The following is a 16,250-nucleotide window of genomic DNA, read 5'->3' as shown; positions in this document are numbered from 1 at the left end:
GCCGGAGACGGCGCCGGGTGCTCCGAACATCCTAGGCAGGGCGCCCGCACAGCCGGGCGCGGCAGGCTGGATGCGTGACCGAGACCGCGAGGCGTCCGAGCGCGACGGCGGACGCCGTGGCGCCGCTCCGCCGCGCGGGCATCACGGGGCTGCTGGTGCTCCTGCCCGTGGTGCTGCTCATCACCCTCTGGCCCACCCACGCGCTGCTGCGCCTCAAGCCCGTCGTCGTGCGAGGGCTCACCGCGCTGCACGACCGCGGCATCCTCGAGCCGCTCACCTGGGTGCGCCTCGAGGTGCTCGCCAACGTCGCGATGCTCGTGCCGGTCGGGCTCGCGCTCGTGCTCGCGATCGGCGGCCGCCGCTGGCTGCTGGCGGTCGCGGCCTGCGCGGGCCTCAGCCTCGCCGTCGAGCTGGCGCAGCACGCCATGCCCGGCCGGATCGCCTCGCCGCTCGACGTCGTCGCGAACTCCGCGGGCGCCCTCCTCGGTGCGCTCCTCGCGCTCGCGCTCGAGCGGTGGGCTCGGGCTCGCCGCGCCGGATCCCCGCGCGCGGGCGTCCGCTAGCCTCCTGAGGACGACTCGTCTCGGGCGGGCCGCCGACCGAGGGGACCCCATGCTCGATCGCCTGCGCCGCGACCGCGACGAGCGACGACGGCGCATCGCGCTGCAGGGCATGCGGCGCCGCGAGCAGCTGCTCCGGCCCGGCTACAAGGTGTGGGGCTACACGAACGACTTCGCCAAGGGGTTCCTCGTCACGCGCGCGCCGACGACGGTGGGACCGCAGCGGTGGGTCGACGAGGCGCTCGGCTCCTGGCACATCCGACGCGATCCGGTCCTGGAGCATGCCGCCGCCCGATCCGCGAGCGCCGCGGTGCTCGTGCTCGGCCATGCCTTCGACGACGGCGGCGCGGGCACGCGGCATCGCGTCGCCGAGCGGCTGCTGCGGGCCGCCGACGCGCCGGGCGGCGAAACGGCCCAGACGGCTGCCCTCGACGAGGCCGTCACCTGGCTGTCCGGCCGCTACGTCGTGCTCGTCGCGCGCGGCGACCGGCTCGACGCCTGGGGCGACCCGCTCGCCACACGCTCGCTCTACTGGCGCCGGGGCGACCACGGCGTCGCCCTCGCCTCGCACTCCGCCCTGCTCGCCGAGCTCGCCGGCGGGCTCGACAGCAGCCGCCTCCGCTGGGTGCTCGACCACCCCGACTACCGCTCGCCCGCCGGCCGCTGGCTGCCGGGGCTCATCACGCCCCACGACGGCGTCGGCCAGATCTACGCGAACCAGCGACTCACCGTGGAGGGCACCGCGGTCACCGGCGAGCGGTTCTTCCCGGCCGCCGACCGCGCCGAGCTCACGACCCAGGAGGCAGGCGAGCGCTTCGTCGACGACCTGCGCCGACAGATCCGCAGCTGGATCGACGTCTCGCCCGTGACGGTGCTCACCCTCACCGCGGGCCGCGACTCCCGCGCGATCCTGGAGGCCGGCCTGCCCGACCTGCAGGCGGCCGACGCGCTCACGATGACCTACCACCCGTTCCACTTCGCCAGGAAGAGCACCTACGACGACATGCTCTCGGCCGGCAGGATCTCGGCCGCGGCCGGGCTGCCGCACCTCGGCATCGACGTGGCTCCCATGAAGCCGGGCTCCGCGATGGCACGGCTCTACGGCGCCACCTTCCCCGCCTGGCAGCGCTACGCGAACCTCGCGAACGCCCTCTACCTGCACTCCCCCGCCAAGGCGTCGACGATCTTCGGCGTCGGCGGCGCCATCATCACCGGCATGTGGCGCGACACCTCCGACCGGCACCTGCGCCCCGAGCTGCTCGCCGCGAAGTACACCGACTCCGCCTTCCACCGCGACCCGCAGCTGCACGAGGAGCTCGCGCGCTGGATGGACCACACCGGGTTCTCGGTCGACCGCCTCCGCGGCTACGACTTCTACGACCTGTACCACTGGGAGCACCGCATGACGAAGTGGGGCGGCGCCGGGTACGCCGAGTACGACCTCGCCACCACGCCCGCCCCGGTGCTGAGCTCGCGGCGGCTCCTCGTGGCGGCGCTGTCGCTGCCCAAGCCGCAGCGCGAATCGGCCGAGGTCTACCGCTTCGCGGCGGGCCTGGTGGATGCCGACGCCTGACCCGCCCCGCACCACGATGGCCCCAGCGAGAGGACGCAGCATGACCCACCGGACCGGGACGCGCCGAGCGCGCACGATCCTCGCAGGCGCCGTCGTGGCCGTGCTCGCCCTGTCGGCGTGCGGCCCGGAGGCGGAGCCGCAGCCGACGCCCACCGCGACGGCCGACGCACGCCCCAGCCCCACGGCGCCCGCCCCGACGCCGACGCCGACGGAGCCCGCCGATCCGCTCCCCGACGGCGCGGTCACCGCGCTCCTGCTCGGCACCGACTCGCGCACCCCGGGCGCGATGACCGGCAACGCCGACGCCATCATGCTCGCGCAGATCTCCGCAGACCGGCAGTCGCTCACGCTCGTCTCGATCACGCGCGACACCTGGGTCGCGATCCCAGGCGCCGGCGAGGGCAAGATCAACGCCGCCTTCGCGATCGGCGGCACGCCGCTCATGCGCGACACCGTCTCCGGGCTCTTCGGCGGCATCGACATCGACTACGTCGTCCAGGCCGACTTCGAGGGCTTCATCGGCCTCACGCGCGCGCTCGACGGCTTCGACGCCGAGAACCAGCACCCCACGCGGGTGACCGTGCAGAGCACCGGCCGCGTCGTCGACCTCACCGCCGACCCGGTGCACCTCTCCGGCACCGACGGCCTCATCTACGTGCGCCAGCGCAAGGGCCTGCCCCTCGGCGACCTCGACCGCGCCGAGCGGCAGCGCGCCGCCGTGATCGGCATGCTCGAGCGGATCGACGAGATCGCGACCGACGACCCCGGCGCGCTGCCCGAGCTCTTCGGCCACTTCGCGGGCCGGCTCAAGATCACGGGCGAGCTCAGCATCGACGACATGATCGCGCTCGCGAGCATCAGCCAGGACCTCGAGCGCGACGACGTCGTCAGCCTCATGGCGCCCATCGAGGGCTTCGGCAGCCGCGGCGGTCAGTCGGTCAACGAGGTCGACGCGGCGCAGACCGCTGCGCTGGGCGACGCGCTCCGCGCAGGCGACATCCAGCCCTACGTGGAGCGCTTCGGCACGTCCTACGCGCCGTGACCTCGGAGGGCGAGCGGATCCGCGACGAGCCGGCGGATCGCGCCCTCGACGCCATCGATCGCCGAGGCGATCTCGCGCGCCGACCGACCGTAGGCGGCCGCGCCGCGCCGGTACGGATCGGGCACGTCGATCCGGTGCGGGTCGTCGAGCGGCGCGAGCGAGCGGCGCATGGCCGCGGCCTCCACGAGGCTGCGCAGCCGGGTGGCCGGGTCCTCCGACGCTGACGCGACCGCGCCCTCCACGGGCAGGCCTCGCAGGAGGTCCGCCAGCTCGAGCAGCGTGAAGGCGCGCCGCACGGCCGCAGGGGCGAGCCGCACCGCGGCCGCCCGATGCTCGCGCGCGAGCCCGACGACCAGGTCCGCCCGCTCCACCGCCTGCGCGGAGAGCCGGCGGGCGCGATGCGCCGACGGGTCGAGCCCGAGTCGCGCGGCCTCGACGGCCGCAGCCGGATCCATCGGCGCGCCCGGACGCGCCAGCGTCCCGGCGCTCGCCACGCGCAGCCCCCGTCCGGGCAGGCCCGCAGCGCCCGGCAGCCGCGCCTCGAGCAGCAGCGCCGCCAGGGGCGAGCGGCAGAGGTTGCCGGTGCACACGACCAGCACCTCGAAGGGCGCCGACGCGCCGTCGAGCTCGGTCTCGCGACGGCTCACCGGGGGCATGGGCCGACGATAGCCCGCCCCGCGCACCCTCCGGCCGAGGCTTCCCTGTGCTGCCGTCGAGGAATCCGTCATGGACGGCCCGGGCGGCCCCCATTCTCCAGCACCGGCCGGCCGACGGTATCGTGGTCGCCCGTCCCCCGCTCCCCTCCGTCAGGACCCCCTGTGCCGCTCCCCGCCCTCATCGCCTTCGACCTCGACGACACCCTCGCCCCCTCGAAGTCGCCGCTCGAGCAGCCGATGATCGAGGCGCTCGGCCGCCTCGTCGCGAGCACGCCGGTCTGCATCATCTCCGGCGGCAACTACGCGCAGTTCCAGAAGCAGGTCGTCGAGCCCCTCACGGCGGCCGGCGCGACGGGCCTCGAGGACCTCCACCTGATGCCCACCTGCGGCACGCAGTACTTCCGCTCCGTCGACGGCGAGTGGCAGCGCGTGTACGCGGAGCTGCTGACGCAGGACGAGATCGATCGCGCCTCGGAGGCGGTCGAGCGCCGCGCCAAGGAGCTCGGCCTGTGGGAGCCCGAGACGTGGGGCCCTCGCATCGAGGACCGCCAGACCCAGGTGACGTTCTCGGCCCTCGGGCAGTCGGCGCCCGTCGACGCGAAGACCGCGTGGGATCCCACCGGCGAGAAGAAGAGCCGCCTGCGCGACGCGGTCGCCCTCGACGTGCCTGACCTCGAGGTCCGCTCGGGCGGCTCGACGTCGGTCGACATCACGCGCCGCGGGATCGACAAGGCCTACGGCATGCGCAAGCTCGAGATCGCCACCGGCATCCCGCTCACCGACATGCTGTTCATCGGCGACCGCCTCGACCCCGACGGCAACGACTACCCGGTCGTCGGCACGGGCGTGCCCACGCTCGCCGTGACCGGCTGGGAGCACACGGTGCAGATCATCGAGGAGCTGCTCGAGCGCGCCTGACGAGCGCACGCCGGGCATCCCCGGCGCCGGTCGTGCGAGGCCGGACGACGTCCCGCGCGCCACGGCGCCAGTAGGCTGGCGACGGCATCGGAGGACGGGAGATCCATGCGCGTGCTGCTCACCGGCGGAGCCGGGTACATCGGATCGCACACCGCCATCGCGCTCATCGCGCACGGGCACGAGCCGGTGGTGCTCGACGACCTCTCGAACGCCAGCGCCGAGGCCGTGCGGCGCGCGTCCGAGCTCGCCGGGCGCGAGATCCCGCTCGTCGTCGGCGACGCCGGCGACCGCGAGCTCGTCGGCCGCCTGCTCGCCGAGCACCGCATCGAGGCCGTCATCCACTTCGCCGGCAGGAAGGCCGTCGGCGAGTCGGTGGCGAAGCCGCTCGAGTACTACCGCGTGAACGTCGGCTCGGCGGTCGCGACGCTCGAGGCGATGGCCGAGCACGGGGTGCGCCGCTTCGTGTTCAGCTCGTCGGCCACCGTGTACGAGCAGCCCGGGCCAGACCTCCGCGAGGACGCCCCTGTCGGCATCGCGCTCGAGAACCCCTACGGGCGCACGAAGGCGATGATCGAGGCGGTCGTCGCCGACGCCGCGGCCGCCGACCCGGCGCTCGAGGCGGCGGTGCTGCGCTACTTCAACCCGATCGGCGCGCACGAGTCGGGCCGCATCGGCGAGGACCCCCACGGCATCCCGAACAACCTCGCGCCCTTCATCGCGCAGGTGGCGAGCGGCGAGCGCGAGCGCCTGCGGATCTTCGGCGACGACTACCCCACGGCCGACGGCACGGGCGTCCGCGACTACATCCACGTCGTCGACCTCGCCGAGGGCCACGTCGCCGCGCTCGAGGCCCTCGAGCCCGGGGTGCTGACCGTCAACCTCGGCACCGGTCGCGGCGCGAGCGTGCGCGAGGTGCTCGCCGCGTTCGAGGCCGCGGTCGGGCGGGCCCTCCCGCACGAGGTCGTCGCACGGCGGCCGGGCGACGCCGCGGTCAGCACCGCCGACCCGTCGCTCGCGCACGAGCGCCTCGGCTGGCGGGCCGCGCGATCGCTCGAGGACGCCGCTGCCGATGCATGGCGGTGGCAGTCCGCGAACCCGCGCGGCTACCGGGGCTGAGCACGCCGCTCGCGCCCGAGCGCGCGCACGTCTTCCCGGCCCTCGCACAGGCCGCTGCCACCTGGCGCTGGAGCGGGCACGGCATCCTCGGCCCATGGCTGAGACCTACCACCACGAGCCCCCGTACCGCATCGGCGTGATCGTCGGCAGCATCGCCGCCTCCTCGATCAACCGTCGCCTCGCCCGCGCCCTCATGGCGCTCGCCCCCGCCGCGCTGGAGTGCGACTTCATCGAGATCGACCGGCTGCCGCTCTACGACCGCGACCGCGACGACGACTACCCGCAGGAGGCGCGCGAGCTGAAGCGCGCCATCGACGAGGCCGACGGCCTGCTCTTCGTGACGCCCGAGTACAACCGATCCATCCCCGGCACGCTGAAGAACGCCATCGACTGGGCGTCGCGGCCCTACGGCGAGAACGCGCTGAGCCGGAAGCCGGTGGGCATCGTGGGCACCTCGCCCGGCGGGATCGCCACGGCGGTCGGGCAGCAGCACCTCAAGTCCATCCTCGCCTACTGCAACGCGCCGCTCATGAACGAGATCGAGGCGTACGTCCAGTACGCCGACGGGCTCGTCGACGACGACGACCGCGTGACGGTCGACTCCACCCGCGAATTCCTCACCGACTACATGCGCTCGTTCGACGGCTTCGTGCGTCGCGTGCTCACCGTGGTGCCGCAGGACTGACGGGCGCAGCCGGATCCGGATCGGACGGTGGCCGGCGCCGTCCGCAGATCCGGCGGAGCCCGCTGCCTCGCGATGCGGCCGAGGCCCCTTCGATCACGTCACGTCGGGGGCACGTGGCCCGGGAGCGCGCGCAGCGCGCGCAGGGCGGCCGCGACCTCGGCGACCCGGGCGCGGATCGCGTCGCCCGTCCGTCGGTGCCCTACGGGCGAGCGGCGCATGGGATCGGGGATGTCGAGCTCCGGGCCCCGCACCGGCGGCAGCAGGCCGCGCATGTCGGCGGCGGCGGCGACGGCGTCCTGGAGCCCCAGCGCGCGACCCGGCCCCGTCCCGTCGCTGCTCGTCGCGACGGCGGCGAGCGCGCGGGCGAGCTCGACGAGCGTGAACGTGCGCCGCGCGGCCGACGGCGCGAACGTGACCGCGACCGCCCGATGCTCGCGCTCCAGCGCGATGACGAGGTCGGCGCGCTCGACCTCCGCCGGCAGGAGCGGGCGGCTCGTGTGCCCTGCGGCCTCGACGCCGAGCCGGGCGGCCTCCGCGGCCGCGAGCGTCTCGAGCGGCACCCCCGGCTCGGCCGCGGTGCCGGCCGACGCGATCTCGACGCCCTCGACGCCCTCGAGCTCGCGCGCGAGGAGCCTCGCGGCGAGCGGCGCCCTCCAGCGGTCGGCGGAGCACACCACGAGCACCCGGAACGCTTGCCCGGCCCCTCGCTGCCCCGTCGGCGCTGCGTGCGACATGGACGAACGATACAGTTTCACAACAGTGTTCGCATAGAGCGCGCCGGACGATCCCTGCGCGCCTGCAGGCCGGATGCGCGGCACGGGCCGCACGGCCGCTAGCGTGACAGCGTGGAGCTCATCGATGCCGCAGGGTCGGTCGGCGAGCTCGTCTCGTGGATCGGCCTGCTGCTGGGTCTCCCGGCGCTCGCGATCGCGTGGCTCCTGCGGCTCCGCGACGGCGAGTGGCTGCCCGTCGACGTCGTCGTGGTCGAGCGCGGCGGGCGCCTGCTCGGCCGCTGGTTCGCGGGCGGCGACTTCCACGAGCGCGGCATCACGGGCGAGGAGCGCGAGCGGCTCGGCGACGAGGGCCCGGCCTGGTTCGCGAGCCGACGCCCGTGGCGCATGGAGCTCGCGCCGCACTCCCCCGCGGCGCGCGCGATCGCGATCATCGGCACGATCCTCGCCGCGGTCGGCCTCCTGGGCCTCCTCGTCTCGTTCCTGCCCTTCGTGCTCTGACGCGACGACGGGCCCGGCGACGATCGCCGGGCCCGTCGTCGTGCGCTCAGCTGCGGCGCAGCCTGCGCGAGAGCACGAGCGCGAGCCCCGCGAGGAGCAGCAGCACCGCGAGCCCGAGGCCCCACGGCTCCGCGCCCGTGCGCGGCAGCCCGTCCTCGCCCTGCGCGTCCGAGCCGACGCCGCCCTGGTCGCCGCCGCCCTGGTCGCCGCCGCCCTGGTCGTCACCGCCCTGGTCGCCGCCGCCGGGCCCGCCGTCGCCCGCCTCGAGCGTCACGGTGCGCACCTCCGAGCGGACCTCGCCGCCGAACGCGTCCGTCGCCGTCACGTACCAGCCGTGCGTGCCCTCGCCCGGCGCCCAGGCGACCGAGACCACCTCGCCGCTCGCGGCATCCAGCGCCTCGCCGATCACGGCGCCGTCCTCCGCCGCATCCGCCCCGTCGATCGCGGCGCCCGTGAGCACCTCCGCGCGGAATCCGTCGCCGACGAGCTCCTTGTCGCGCGGCTCGATGCCGAGCGTCTCGTACGAGACCACGAAGTCCTGGTCCTCGGCCGGCAGCGAGGGGTCGTCGGCGTCGTAGTCCTCGAGCGAGGGCGAGTACGTGCGCACGCGCATCTCAGCGCCCTCGTTGTCGAACTGCAGCAGCCGCAGGTAGCCGAGGCCGCCCTCCGGCAGGCCCTGGTAGTCGAACAGCATCTGCGTGACCGTGCGGTCGTCGACGCCGTCGCCGTCGTCGTCGAACGAGTCGAAGCGCGTGTAGGCGTCGTGGTAGTGCCCCGACATGACCATCGAGACGTTCGGGTTCGTCGCCACGACCTCGTCCTGCACGCGCTGCGGCACGGGGCCGAGCCCACCCGTCGTGAGCAGGTACTCGTGGAGGTTGATGATGCCCACGCGCTCGGGGTGCTGCGCGAGCACCTCGTTCATCCAGGCGATCTCGGCGTCGCCCGGATCCCAGCTCATCGCGACGACGACGAAGTCGATGCCGCCCGCCGTGAAGAGGTCGACGTGGCCGCGGTTGTCCTCGTACGACTCCGCGTACCAGGGGCTGCCCGCGTACCGCGCCTCGCCGAAGTACTGGCCGTAGGTGCCGTAGTCCTCCTCGAAGTTGCCGACGTCGTGGTTGCCGGCGAGCACGCCGTACGGCAGGCGCGCCTCGTCGAGCATCCGGTACGCGGCATCCGCGTTCTCCCACTGGTAGCCCTGGTCGCGCTCGTCGACGATGTCGCCGGTGTGGAACACGTACTGCAGGTCGATCGCCTCGCGCTGCTCGAGGAAGTACTGGTGGATCGCGAGCTGGTGGTCGTAGAACTCCTCGTTGTAGTACTGCGTGTCCGACTCCCAGCCGAGCGTGAAGTCGTAGTCGCCGCGCGGGGTGTCGTCCGGATGCGCGGGCGTCACCGCCGTGCCGCGGTCCGATTGCGGCGCGCCGGCCCAGCCCTCGGAGTGCTGCACGAGGAAGCGCGCGGTGCCGTCGACGACCCGGTCTGCGGCGGCAACCTCGGCCGCGAGCGCGAACGTCTCGCCTTCGGCGGTCGTGCTGTGCTCGTCCACCCGCTCCCAGGCCCCCCCAGCCGCGTTCCAGACGTGGAGGAGCACCTTCGCGCCGGCGTTCGCCGAGCCGTCCCAGCGCACGCGCAGCGTCGCATCCGAGGCGCCCTCGGGCACCGCGACGTCGAACGCCTGGTACGGCAGCGCGTCGGCGCTCGCCGTCGCCACCGTGCCGCCGCCGATCGCGGCGAGCGCCTCGCGCTGCGCCGCGTCGAGCTCGACGCCCTCGCGGTCCGCGGGCGGCGCGAGCGCGTCGCGGGTCTCGCCGGCGCTCGCCGTGACGGCCGCATCGGCGGCGTCGAAGGCGTGGCCCTCGCGGAAGACGACGTCGAGGTCGTCGCCCGTGGGGTCGGTGGCGCGCGCCGAGAGCTCGACCTCGTCGCCGGCGACCGTCGCGCCGTCCGCGGGCGAGAGCAGCTCGACCGCCGGGTCCTCGACCGCGGTCGTGAAGGTGCGCGTCTCCTCGGATGCGTTGCCCGCGGCGTCGGTCGCGGTCACGACGAGGCGGTGCTCGCCCGCCGCCAGCTCGGTCGTGGACGTCTCGTGCGGCAGCGCCACCTCGACGCCGTCGAGGGTCGCGACGACCTCGGCGACCTCGCTCGTCGCATCCGTCGCCTCCGCGTCGAGCACGATCGCGCCCTGCAGGCGCTCGCCGTCGACGCGGTCGGCGGTGGCCGTCGTGGTCACCTCGGGGGCCGTGTTGTCGACCACGACGTGCGCCTCTGCGCTCGCCGACCCGTCGGTGGCCGAGACGACGTGCTCGCCGTCGGCCGCGACGGTCGTGTCCCAGGCATGCGCGACCGCGACGAACGCGTCGTCGGGGATGGCGAACGACGCCGGGTAGGTGTCGTACTGGCCGTCGTTCGAGTCGCCCATCGCGATCGAGCCGCCCGCGTAGCCGTCGGGCTGCAGGGTGCGGCCGTCGGGCAGCACGAGGCGCGGGTTCGAGAACGAGAAGTCGTCGTTGTTCTCGTTCGCGTCCTCGCAGGGCCACGCCTTCGTGCCGGCCGAGACGAGCAGCTCGAGGCCCTCGCCCAGCGCGATCGCGTCGAGCGGCACCTCCGCGGTGATCGTCTCGGTCGCGGCGTAGGTGCCGCGCTCGAAGATCGTGAGCACATCGCCCGCGCGGCAGCGCTCGTCGACCGTGGCGCCCTCGCCGGGCAGCACGATCGCGTTGCGGAAGCGCGCGTCGGTCGCGGTGACGTCGATCGCGAAGACCGGCGCGCGCTCGAGCTGCGGCGCGGTCGGCGAGACGGCGGCGCCGTCGATCGCGAGCTCGACGCCCGACGGGTACGACTCCCCCGCCGCCGAGACGGAGGCGGTGCCCGAGAGCAGGTCGCCGTCCTCGACGCTCAGGCGCACGGGCGACGTGTCGACGCCCTCGACCGGGACGCGCACGACCTCGGTCTCGGCGACGTTCCGGCCGTCGCTCGCGACGAAGCGGTACTCGTACCAGGCCTTGCCGGTGAGGTCGACGGCCTCGATCGCGTGCGCGTAGGCGTCGCCCTCGCCGCGCTCGAGGTTCACGTCCGTGAAGCCCTCGTCGAGGTCGGAGCGCAGCTGCAGCGTGACGCGGCGCACGAGGGTGTCGTCGGCGATGGTCGCCTCGATCGCGAAGGCCTCGCCGGGCTGGATGCGGTCGACCGTGCGGTCGTCCACCGTCGGCGCCGCAGCGTCGGGCGCCGGCACGGTGAGCTCGGTCGGCACCTGATCGGCCTCGACCGCGCCCGGCGTCGCCGCGCGCGAGCCGAGCAGCCGCTGCTGCCCGAAGTCCTCCGGGTCGACGCCGTACGCGAGGCCGCGGTCGGTCTCGACGTCGCGCGCGCCGCCCATGTTGTAGAAGCCGGTGCTCACGGGCACGCCGGTCGCGGTGATGACCTCCATGCCGCGCGCGCTGCCGTTCGCCATGCCGCCGACGGCGGTCTCGACGAGCCCCGCCTCCGGGATGCTCGTGCCCCAGAAGGCGTTGAAGTCGTCGCGGTCGAGGTCGGCGTTGCCGCCGTTCTTCACCCAGATCACGAGCGCCCCGCCCGGGGCGATGACCGCATCCGAGGGCTCGAGCGCCCAGAGCGCCGAGCTGCCGCTGTCGGGGTAGAGGTAGCGGAGGCGGTGGTCGGCCATCGGGACGGGCTCGGTCGTGGTGTTGTACAGCTCGATGAACTCGTAGCCGTCGCTGCCGCCGACGTTCGTCGAGTCGACGACGAGCTCGGTGAGCAGGAGCGTGCCGACCGTCGAGTCGGGGGCGGGGCCGGGGATGGGCTCGCCCGGCTCGGGCTGCGGCTCGGGCTCGGGCTCCGGCTCCGGCGCCGGGCTGCGGTCCTCGAGCTGCGCCGGGTCGACGATGCCGGGGCTCGGCGCGGCGTTGCCCGCGAGCAGCGGCATGGAGCGCTCGCCGGCGTCCTCGGGCGTGCGGAACTGCGCCGCCTCGTCCTCGCCGGTCGAGCCGGACGGGTAGAACGACCATCCGACGATCGCGCCGTCGGGGCCGAGCACGCGGATCGAGCGGCCGCCGCCGTTCGCCATCCCGGCCTGGCCGGTGACGCGCACGAGCTGGTAGTCCTCAGCGCCGCCGCGCTCGGCCCAGAAGGCGCGGAAGTCGTCCTCGCTGAACGACGGCGAGTCGACCGAGCCGTTCGAGCTCGTGTAGGACAGCCACAGCACGGCCGCGCCGCCCGCGGGGATCACGGTGCCGGCGGGAGCGCTGAGCGGCACGTCGCGCGAGGTGTCGTCGTCGTCGGCGTAGCCGTACGCCAGCTCGTAGCCGCCGTCGCCGAGCGTGAGCGGCGCATCCGTCGTGTTCACGACCTCGACGTACTCGAAGTGGTCGGCGCCGGTCGGGTTCGGCACGATCTCGGTGACCACGAGCGGCCAGGTGGCCGCGGGCGCGGCCGTGGCCGCGGTGGCGGGCACGAGCAGGCTGGCGCCGAGCGCGACGAGGGCGACCGCGGCGGCCCCCGTCCTCGTTCGACGGACGGATGGGGTGCGCGGCGTCACGGGTGCTCCTCGGCGAGGGGAAGGGGGACGCCGCGAACCTAGGCACCGGAGGTGGCCCGCGGGTGAACGGCGGGAGGCCGGTGGGCCAACGCCGCGCCCGGCGCCGCGGCGGGCCGCGGCGGGCGACCGGAGCGAGGCGGCCCGACACGCCGAAGGCCCCGCCTGCTGGCGGGGCCTTCGAGCCGGTGCTGATGGACCAGTGCTGGTGGACCGGTGCTGGTGGACCCAGGGGGATTCGAACCCCCGACCTCTTCATTGCGAACGAAGCGCGCTACCAACTGCGCCATGGGCCCGGACCGGATCACCATACCGGACGATGCTGTCCGGTGCGAAATCGCGACGCCCCTGCGCCGCTGGTCGAGCCCGCCGAGCTGTGGTCTGGAGACGCGTGCGGCTCCGCCGCGCGCTCCTCGACCAGCGGAGAGGGCCGCGCGCTCCTCGACCAGCCGTGGAGGCGGCGTCAGCCGACGCGGCGGCGGAAGGCCGCCTGCACGTCCATGCCGTCGAGGTCGTCCTCGATGACACCCATCGCCGCGAACCGCGACGGCGCGCGCTTCGCCGGCTCGGGTGCCGGGGGCGCCTCCGCAGCGGGCGCAGCCGCCGCATCCTCCGCCCGCACCACGTCGAGCGCGACGGCGGCCTCCACCGCCTCCCCCACCTCGACGCGACGGATCGGCACGGCGGGCGCGGTGGGCGCGAGGCGCCGCTCGATGTCGGTGTCGGGCACCTCGCCCGTGACGAGCTCGTCGAAGCTGATGCGCGAGACGCGCGCGAGCGGCCCGGAGAGCGCGCGGCGGTCCTCGGCGAGCTGCGCGCGGGCCCGCTGCAGCAGGTCGTCGCCGACCCGGTGCTGCGGCGCGGCGCGCTGCTCGGGCACCGGCGCGGGCGTCCACGAGCGCGAGCGCAGCAGCTCCTCGGTGCGGCCGGCTCGGGCCACGACGTGCTCGGCGATGCGCTCCTCGGCGGCGACGGCCTGCGCCGCCACCGCGCGAGCCTCGACGAGCGTGCGGACGCTCGGCGCGGTGCGCGCCGCGACGACGCGCATCCGGGCTGCGGAGGCGTTCACGGCCACGAGGCCCGCGACGCCCAGCACGGCGACCGCGCCGCCGGCGACGAGCAGCAGCTGCAGGCCCGGCACGAGCGCGCCGGCGACGACCGCGGCGATCGCCGCGACGACGAGCGCGAAGCACGCGAGCCGCGTGCGGCGCAGGCGCTGCGCGCGCGAGACGGTGGTGCGGACGGCCGCGCGCACCTCGCGCTCGACCGCCTTGATCTGGTCGTCGAGCTCGCGGGCGCGGGCGACGGCCTTCGCGTGCTCCATCGCCTGCTTGAGGCGCGCCTCCTTCGCGACCGCGCGCTGCTGCACGGCGATCGTGCGGGCGTCGGCCTCGATGCGGACCTCCTCGGGCGCCTCCGCCGACTCGGCCATGATGCGCAGCGTCTGCTGCAGGCGGATGGCGTTGCGCTCGGTCGCCAGGTACTCGCGCTTCCGCGTCCAGACCGGCACCAGGTACGCGATCCAGAGCACGACGGCGACGACGAGGACGAGTGTCGTCCCGAGACCTGCGAACTCCGGCATGCCCTGCACGGTAGTGGCGGCGGAGACCGGTTCCGCGGAGGGCGCGCCGCTCGCGCCGGTGGACGACGACGAGGTCTAGCGCGAAGGTCGTCGCCGCGGGTCGCCGCCGACCGGCACGGGGTAGACGGAGCGGTCGAACGGCGGCACCCGGCCACCCTGCCAGCGCTCCAGGATCGACTCCGCGAGCTCCTCGCGCACGAGCGCGAAGCACAGGTGGTCGCGCCAGTCGCCGTCGATGTGGATGTAGCGGCGGCGGCACCCCTCGTAGCGGAAGCCGAGCTTCTCGACCACGCGCAGGCTCGCCTCGTTCTCGGGCCGGATGCAGATCTCCACCCGGTGGAGGCCGGCCGGGCCGAGCAGGTGGTCGGCGACGAGCGCGACCGCCGTCGGCGTCGCGCCGCGGCCCGCGAACCGCTGCGCGACCCAGTAGCCGATCGTCGAGGACGAGAGCGCGCCGCCGCTGATGCCCGCCACGTTCAGCTGCCCCGCGAACTGCCCGTCGACCTCGATCGCGAAGGCGAGGCCCGTGCCGTCGCGCTCGCTCTCGAGCAGGGAGCGGATGGAAGACCGGGTGTCGAAGCGGCCGCTCGAGCGCGAGCCGGGCAGCGTCGCCTCCCACGGCTCGAGCCACTGCCGGTTGCCGACGAGCTCGGCCTCGAGCGCCTTCGCGTCGCGCATCCGGATGCCGCGCACGCTCACGGCGCCGCTGCTGAGCCGTGGCGCGGTGTCGAACACGAGCACGAGCCTATGGCCCGCCGCCGCACGGAGGCGCGCGCCGCGGCGGCGAGCGCGGCCCGGCGGGGACGGCCGGCCAGGGCGCCGCGATAGCCTCGCACCCGTGAGCGAGGACGAGGCAGCCATCGAGGACGCCAAGCGAGCCCTGCGGCGGCGCCTGCGCACCGCCCGCGCCGAGCAGGGCGCGACGCTCTCGGCCGCCGGCTCCGAAGCGCTCACCGCGCACCTCGTGAACCTCGTGCGCACCCTCGGGGCGCGCACCGTCTCGGCCTACCTGTCGCTGCCCGGCGAGCCCGACACCCGCGGCCTGCTGCGCTGGGCGGAGGCCGAGGGCCTCCGGGTGCTGCTGCCGATCATCCGCACCGACGGCCTGCTCGACTGGGCCGAGCACGACGGCACCGAGGCGATCGAGGACACCCTCGGGATGCCCGAGCCGACCGGCGACGCGCTGCCGCCGACGGCGCTCGACGAGGTCGACCTCATGCTCATCCCCGCCACCGCGGTCGGCCGCGACGGCTCCCGCATCGGCGGCGGCCGCGGATTCTTCGACAGGACGATCGCCGCGATGGCAGAATGTCCACCGGTGTACGCGATCGTGCACGACGAGGAGCTCTTCGACTCCGTGCCGCACGCCGCGTACGACCAGCCCGTCGACGGCGTCGTCACCCCGTCCGGCATCCTGACCCTGACTCCGAGGAGCTGACCATGCCCACCTACGCCTACGCCTGCACCACCTGCGGCCACGCGTTCGAGGCCCGGCAGTCGTTCAGCGAGCCCTCGCTCACCGTCTGCGAGCAGTGCGGCGGCGCGCTGCGCAAGCAGTACGGCGCCGTCGGCGTCACCTTCAACGGCGCGGGCTTCTACCGCACCGACTCGCGCGCGAGCGCCTCGAAGACCACCGCGAGCAGCGGTGGCGGCTCGTCCGACTGACGGCCGCTCCCTTCACCGAGTACCACCGAGGAGGATCCGATGCAGGGCTTCAAGAACTTCCTGATGCGCGGCAACGTGGTCGAGCTGGCCGTCGCGGTCGTCATCGGCACCGCGTTCACGGGGATCGTCGCCGCGTTCACCGAGGCGATCATCAACCCGCTGCTGGCGAACGCGTTCCAGGTCGACGAGCTCGAGGCGTTCGAGGTCGGCGGCGTGAAGATCGGCCTCGTGCTGGCCGCCGTGCTGAACTTCCTCATCATCGCGGCGATCTGCTACTTCGTGCTGATCCTCCCGATGCAGAAGCTCACCGAGGCGCACGACCGCCTGCGCGGCGTCACGCCCGAGGAGCCGGCCGAGACCGACGTCGACGTGCTGCGCGACATCCGCGACCTGCTGCGCGAGCAGCAGGCGGACGCGAACCCGGCGGCCCCGCCCGCTTCGCCTGCCCCGTAGGCACTGCGACCCACAGCAGGCTGCGCCGCTCCGCGGCCGCACCCCACCCGCTGGTTGAGCCGCTCCGCCGCCGCAGGCGGCTGAGCGAGTCGAAACCACTGCATGTCGGACGGGGCGCCGCGCAGTGGTCTCGAGACGCCGCCGGCTCCGCCGGCAGCTCCTCGACCAGCGGGGGAGCCACCCGCTGGTTGGGCCGCTCCGCGCGCGCAGCGCGCTGAGCGTGTCGAA

The 16,250-nt window shown here is 74.6% G+C and carries 15 protein-coding genes and 1 tRNA gene; 10 read left to right on the top strand and 6 right to left on the bottom strand.

Features of this window, described 5'->3' with window-relative positions; genetic code table 11:
• Nucleotides 1-74 precede the first annotated feature (74 nt).
• From IEW90_RS03595 to IEW90_RS03585, 3 genes are read left to right on the top strand one after another with little or no spacing between them, the layout of a single operon-like run.
• Nucleotides 75-563: a VanZ family protein gene (locus IEW90_RS03595; protein WP_188716100.1), complete on the top strand. Its 489-nt coding sequence runs from the start codon at nt 75-77 to the stop codon at nt 561-563.
• Between the two features lie 49 nt (nt 564-612).
• Nucleotides 613-2,133, top strand: coding sequence for a hypothetical protein (locus IEW90_RS03590; RefSeq protein ID WP_188716098.1), 1,521 nt, complete (start codon nt 613-615; stop codon nt 2,131-2,133).
• A gap of 40 nt (nt 2,134-2,173) precedes the next feature.
• Nucleotides 2,174-3,175 carry an LCP family protein gene (locus IEW90_RS03585; protein WP_188716096.1) on the top strand — a complete coding sequence of 334 codons (1,002 nt, stop codon included), beginning with the start codon at nt 2,174-2,176 and terminating at the stop codon, nt 3,173-3,175.
• Here the strand turns inward: IEW90_RS03585 and IEW90_RS03580 are convergent.
• Nucleotides 3,163-3,831, bottom strand: a complete 669-nt coding sequence (locus IEW90_RS03580; RefSeq protein ID WP_188716094.1) for an arsenate reductase/protein-tyrosine-phosphatase family protein — start codon at nt 3,829-3,831, stop codon at nt 3,163-3,165. The two genes, IEW90_RS03585 and IEW90_RS03580, sit on opposite strands and share 13 nt — an antisense overlap.
• Nucleotides 3,832-3,993: 162 nt before the next feature.
• Between IEW90_RS03580 and IEW90_RS03575 the strand changes: the two genes are divergently transcribed.
• The 3 genes from IEW90_RS03575 (at nt 3,994) to IEW90_RS03565 (ending at nt 6,550) form a co-directional block, all read left to right on the top strand.
• A complete protein-coding gene (locus IEW90_RS03575; RefSeq protein ID WP_188716092.1) occupies nt 3,994-4,749 on the top strand; it encodes an HAD-IIB family hydrolase in 756 nt (251 codons plus the stop codon).
• A gap of 105 nt (nt 4,750-4,854) precedes the next feature.
• Nucleotides 4,855-5,865 carry a UDP-glucose 4-epimerase GalE gene (gene galE, locus IEW90_RS03570; protein WP_188716090.1) on the top strand — a complete coding sequence of 337 codons (1,011 nt, stop codon included), beginning with the start codon at nt 4,855-4,857 and terminating at the stop codon, nt 5,863-5,865.
• 94 nt (nt 5,866-5,959) lie between these two features.
• Nucleotides 5,960-6,550 (top strand): NADPH-dependent FMN reductase, encoded by a 591-nt coding sequence (locus IEW90_RS03565; protein ID WP_188716088.1) that lies wholly within the window; start codon nt 5,960-5,962, stop codon nt 6,548-6,550.
• Between the two features lie 98 nt (nt 6,551-6,648).
• On the opposite strand, the gene IEW90_RS03560 is transcribed toward IEW90_RS03565, so the two are convergent.
• Nucleotides 6,649-7,284: an arsenate reductase/protein-tyrosine-phosphatase family protein gene (locus tag IEW90_RS03560; protein WP_188716086.1), complete on the bottom strand. Its 636-nt coding sequence runs from the start codon at nt 7,282-7,284 to the stop codon at nt 6,649-6,651.
• 111 nt (nt 7,285-7,395) lie between these two features.
• On the opposite strand from IEW90_RS03560, the gene IEW90_RS03555 reads away from it, so the two are divergent.
• A complete protein-coding gene (locus tag IEW90_RS03555) occupies nt 7,396-7,782 on the top strand; it encodes a hypothetical protein (RefSeq protein WP_188716083.1) in 387 nt (128 codons plus the stop codon).
• Nucleotides 7,783-7,828: 46 nt separating this feature from the next.
• On the opposite strand, the gene IEW90_RS03550 is transcribed toward IEW90_RS03555, so the two are convergent.
• From IEW90_RS03550 to IEW90_RS03535, 4 genes are all read right to left on the bottom strand, one after another.
• A complete protein-coding gene (locus IEW90_RS03550) occupies nt 7,829-12,325 on the bottom strand; it encodes a lamin tail domain-containing metallophosphoesterase family protein (protein ID WP_188716082.1) in 4,497 nt (1,498 codons plus the stop codon).
• 217 nt (nt 12,326-12,542) lie between these two features.
• Nucleotides 12,543-12,618, bottom strand: a tRNA-Ala gene (locus tag IEW90_RS03545).
• A 167-nt stretch (nt 12,619-12,785) separates the two neighbouring features.
• Nucleotides 12,786-13,904: a coiled-coil domain-containing protein gene (locus tag IEW90_RS03540; protein WP_188716080.1), complete on the bottom strand. Its 1,119-nt coding sequence runs from the start codon at nt 13,902-13,904 to the stop codon at nt 12,786-12,788.
• A gap of 75 nt (nt 13,905-13,979) precedes the next feature.
• Entirely contained in the window at nt 13,980-14,645 is a 666-nt protein-coding gene (locus IEW90_RS03535) for a GNAT family N-acetyltransferase (protein WP_373284704.1), read from the bottom strand.
• 97 nt (nt 14,646-14,742) lie between these two features.
• On the opposite strand from IEW90_RS03535, the gene IEW90_RS03530 reads away from it, so the two are divergent.
• From IEW90_RS03530 to mscL, 3 genes are read left to right on the top strand one after another with little or no spacing between them, the layout of a single operon-like run.
• Nucleotides 14,743-15,342, top strand: coding sequence for a 5-formyltetrahydrofolate cyclo-ligase (locus IEW90_RS03530; RefSeq protein ID WP_229679470.1), 600 nt, complete (start codon nt 14,743-14,745; stop codon nt 15,340-15,342).
• A 2-nt stretch (nt 15,343-15,344) separates the two neighbouring features.
• Nucleotides 15,345-15,569, top strand: a complete 225-nt coding sequence (locus IEW90_RS03525; RefSeq protein WP_188716075.1) for an FmdB family zinc ribbon protein — start codon at nt 15,345-15,347, stop codon at nt 15,567-15,569.
• A 39-nt stretch (nt 15,570-15,608) separates the two neighbouring features.
• Nucleotides 15,609-16,022: a large conductance mechanosensitive channel protein MscL gene (gene mscL, locus IEW90_RS03520; RefSeq protein ID WP_188716073.1), complete on the top strand. Its 414-nt coding sequence runs from the start codon at nt 15,609-15,611 to the stop codon at nt 16,020-16,022.
• Nucleotides 16,023-16,250: the final 228 nt, after the last annotated feature.

This window comes from Agrococcus terreus, assembly GCF_014645235.1.
Taxonomy (GTDB): Bacteria; Actinomycetota; Actinomycetes; order Actinomycetales; family Microbacteriaceae; genus Agrococcus; species Agrococcus terreus.
Note: the sequence above shows the minus strand (reverse complement) of the source record. Positions and strands in the feature narration are given on the sequence as shown.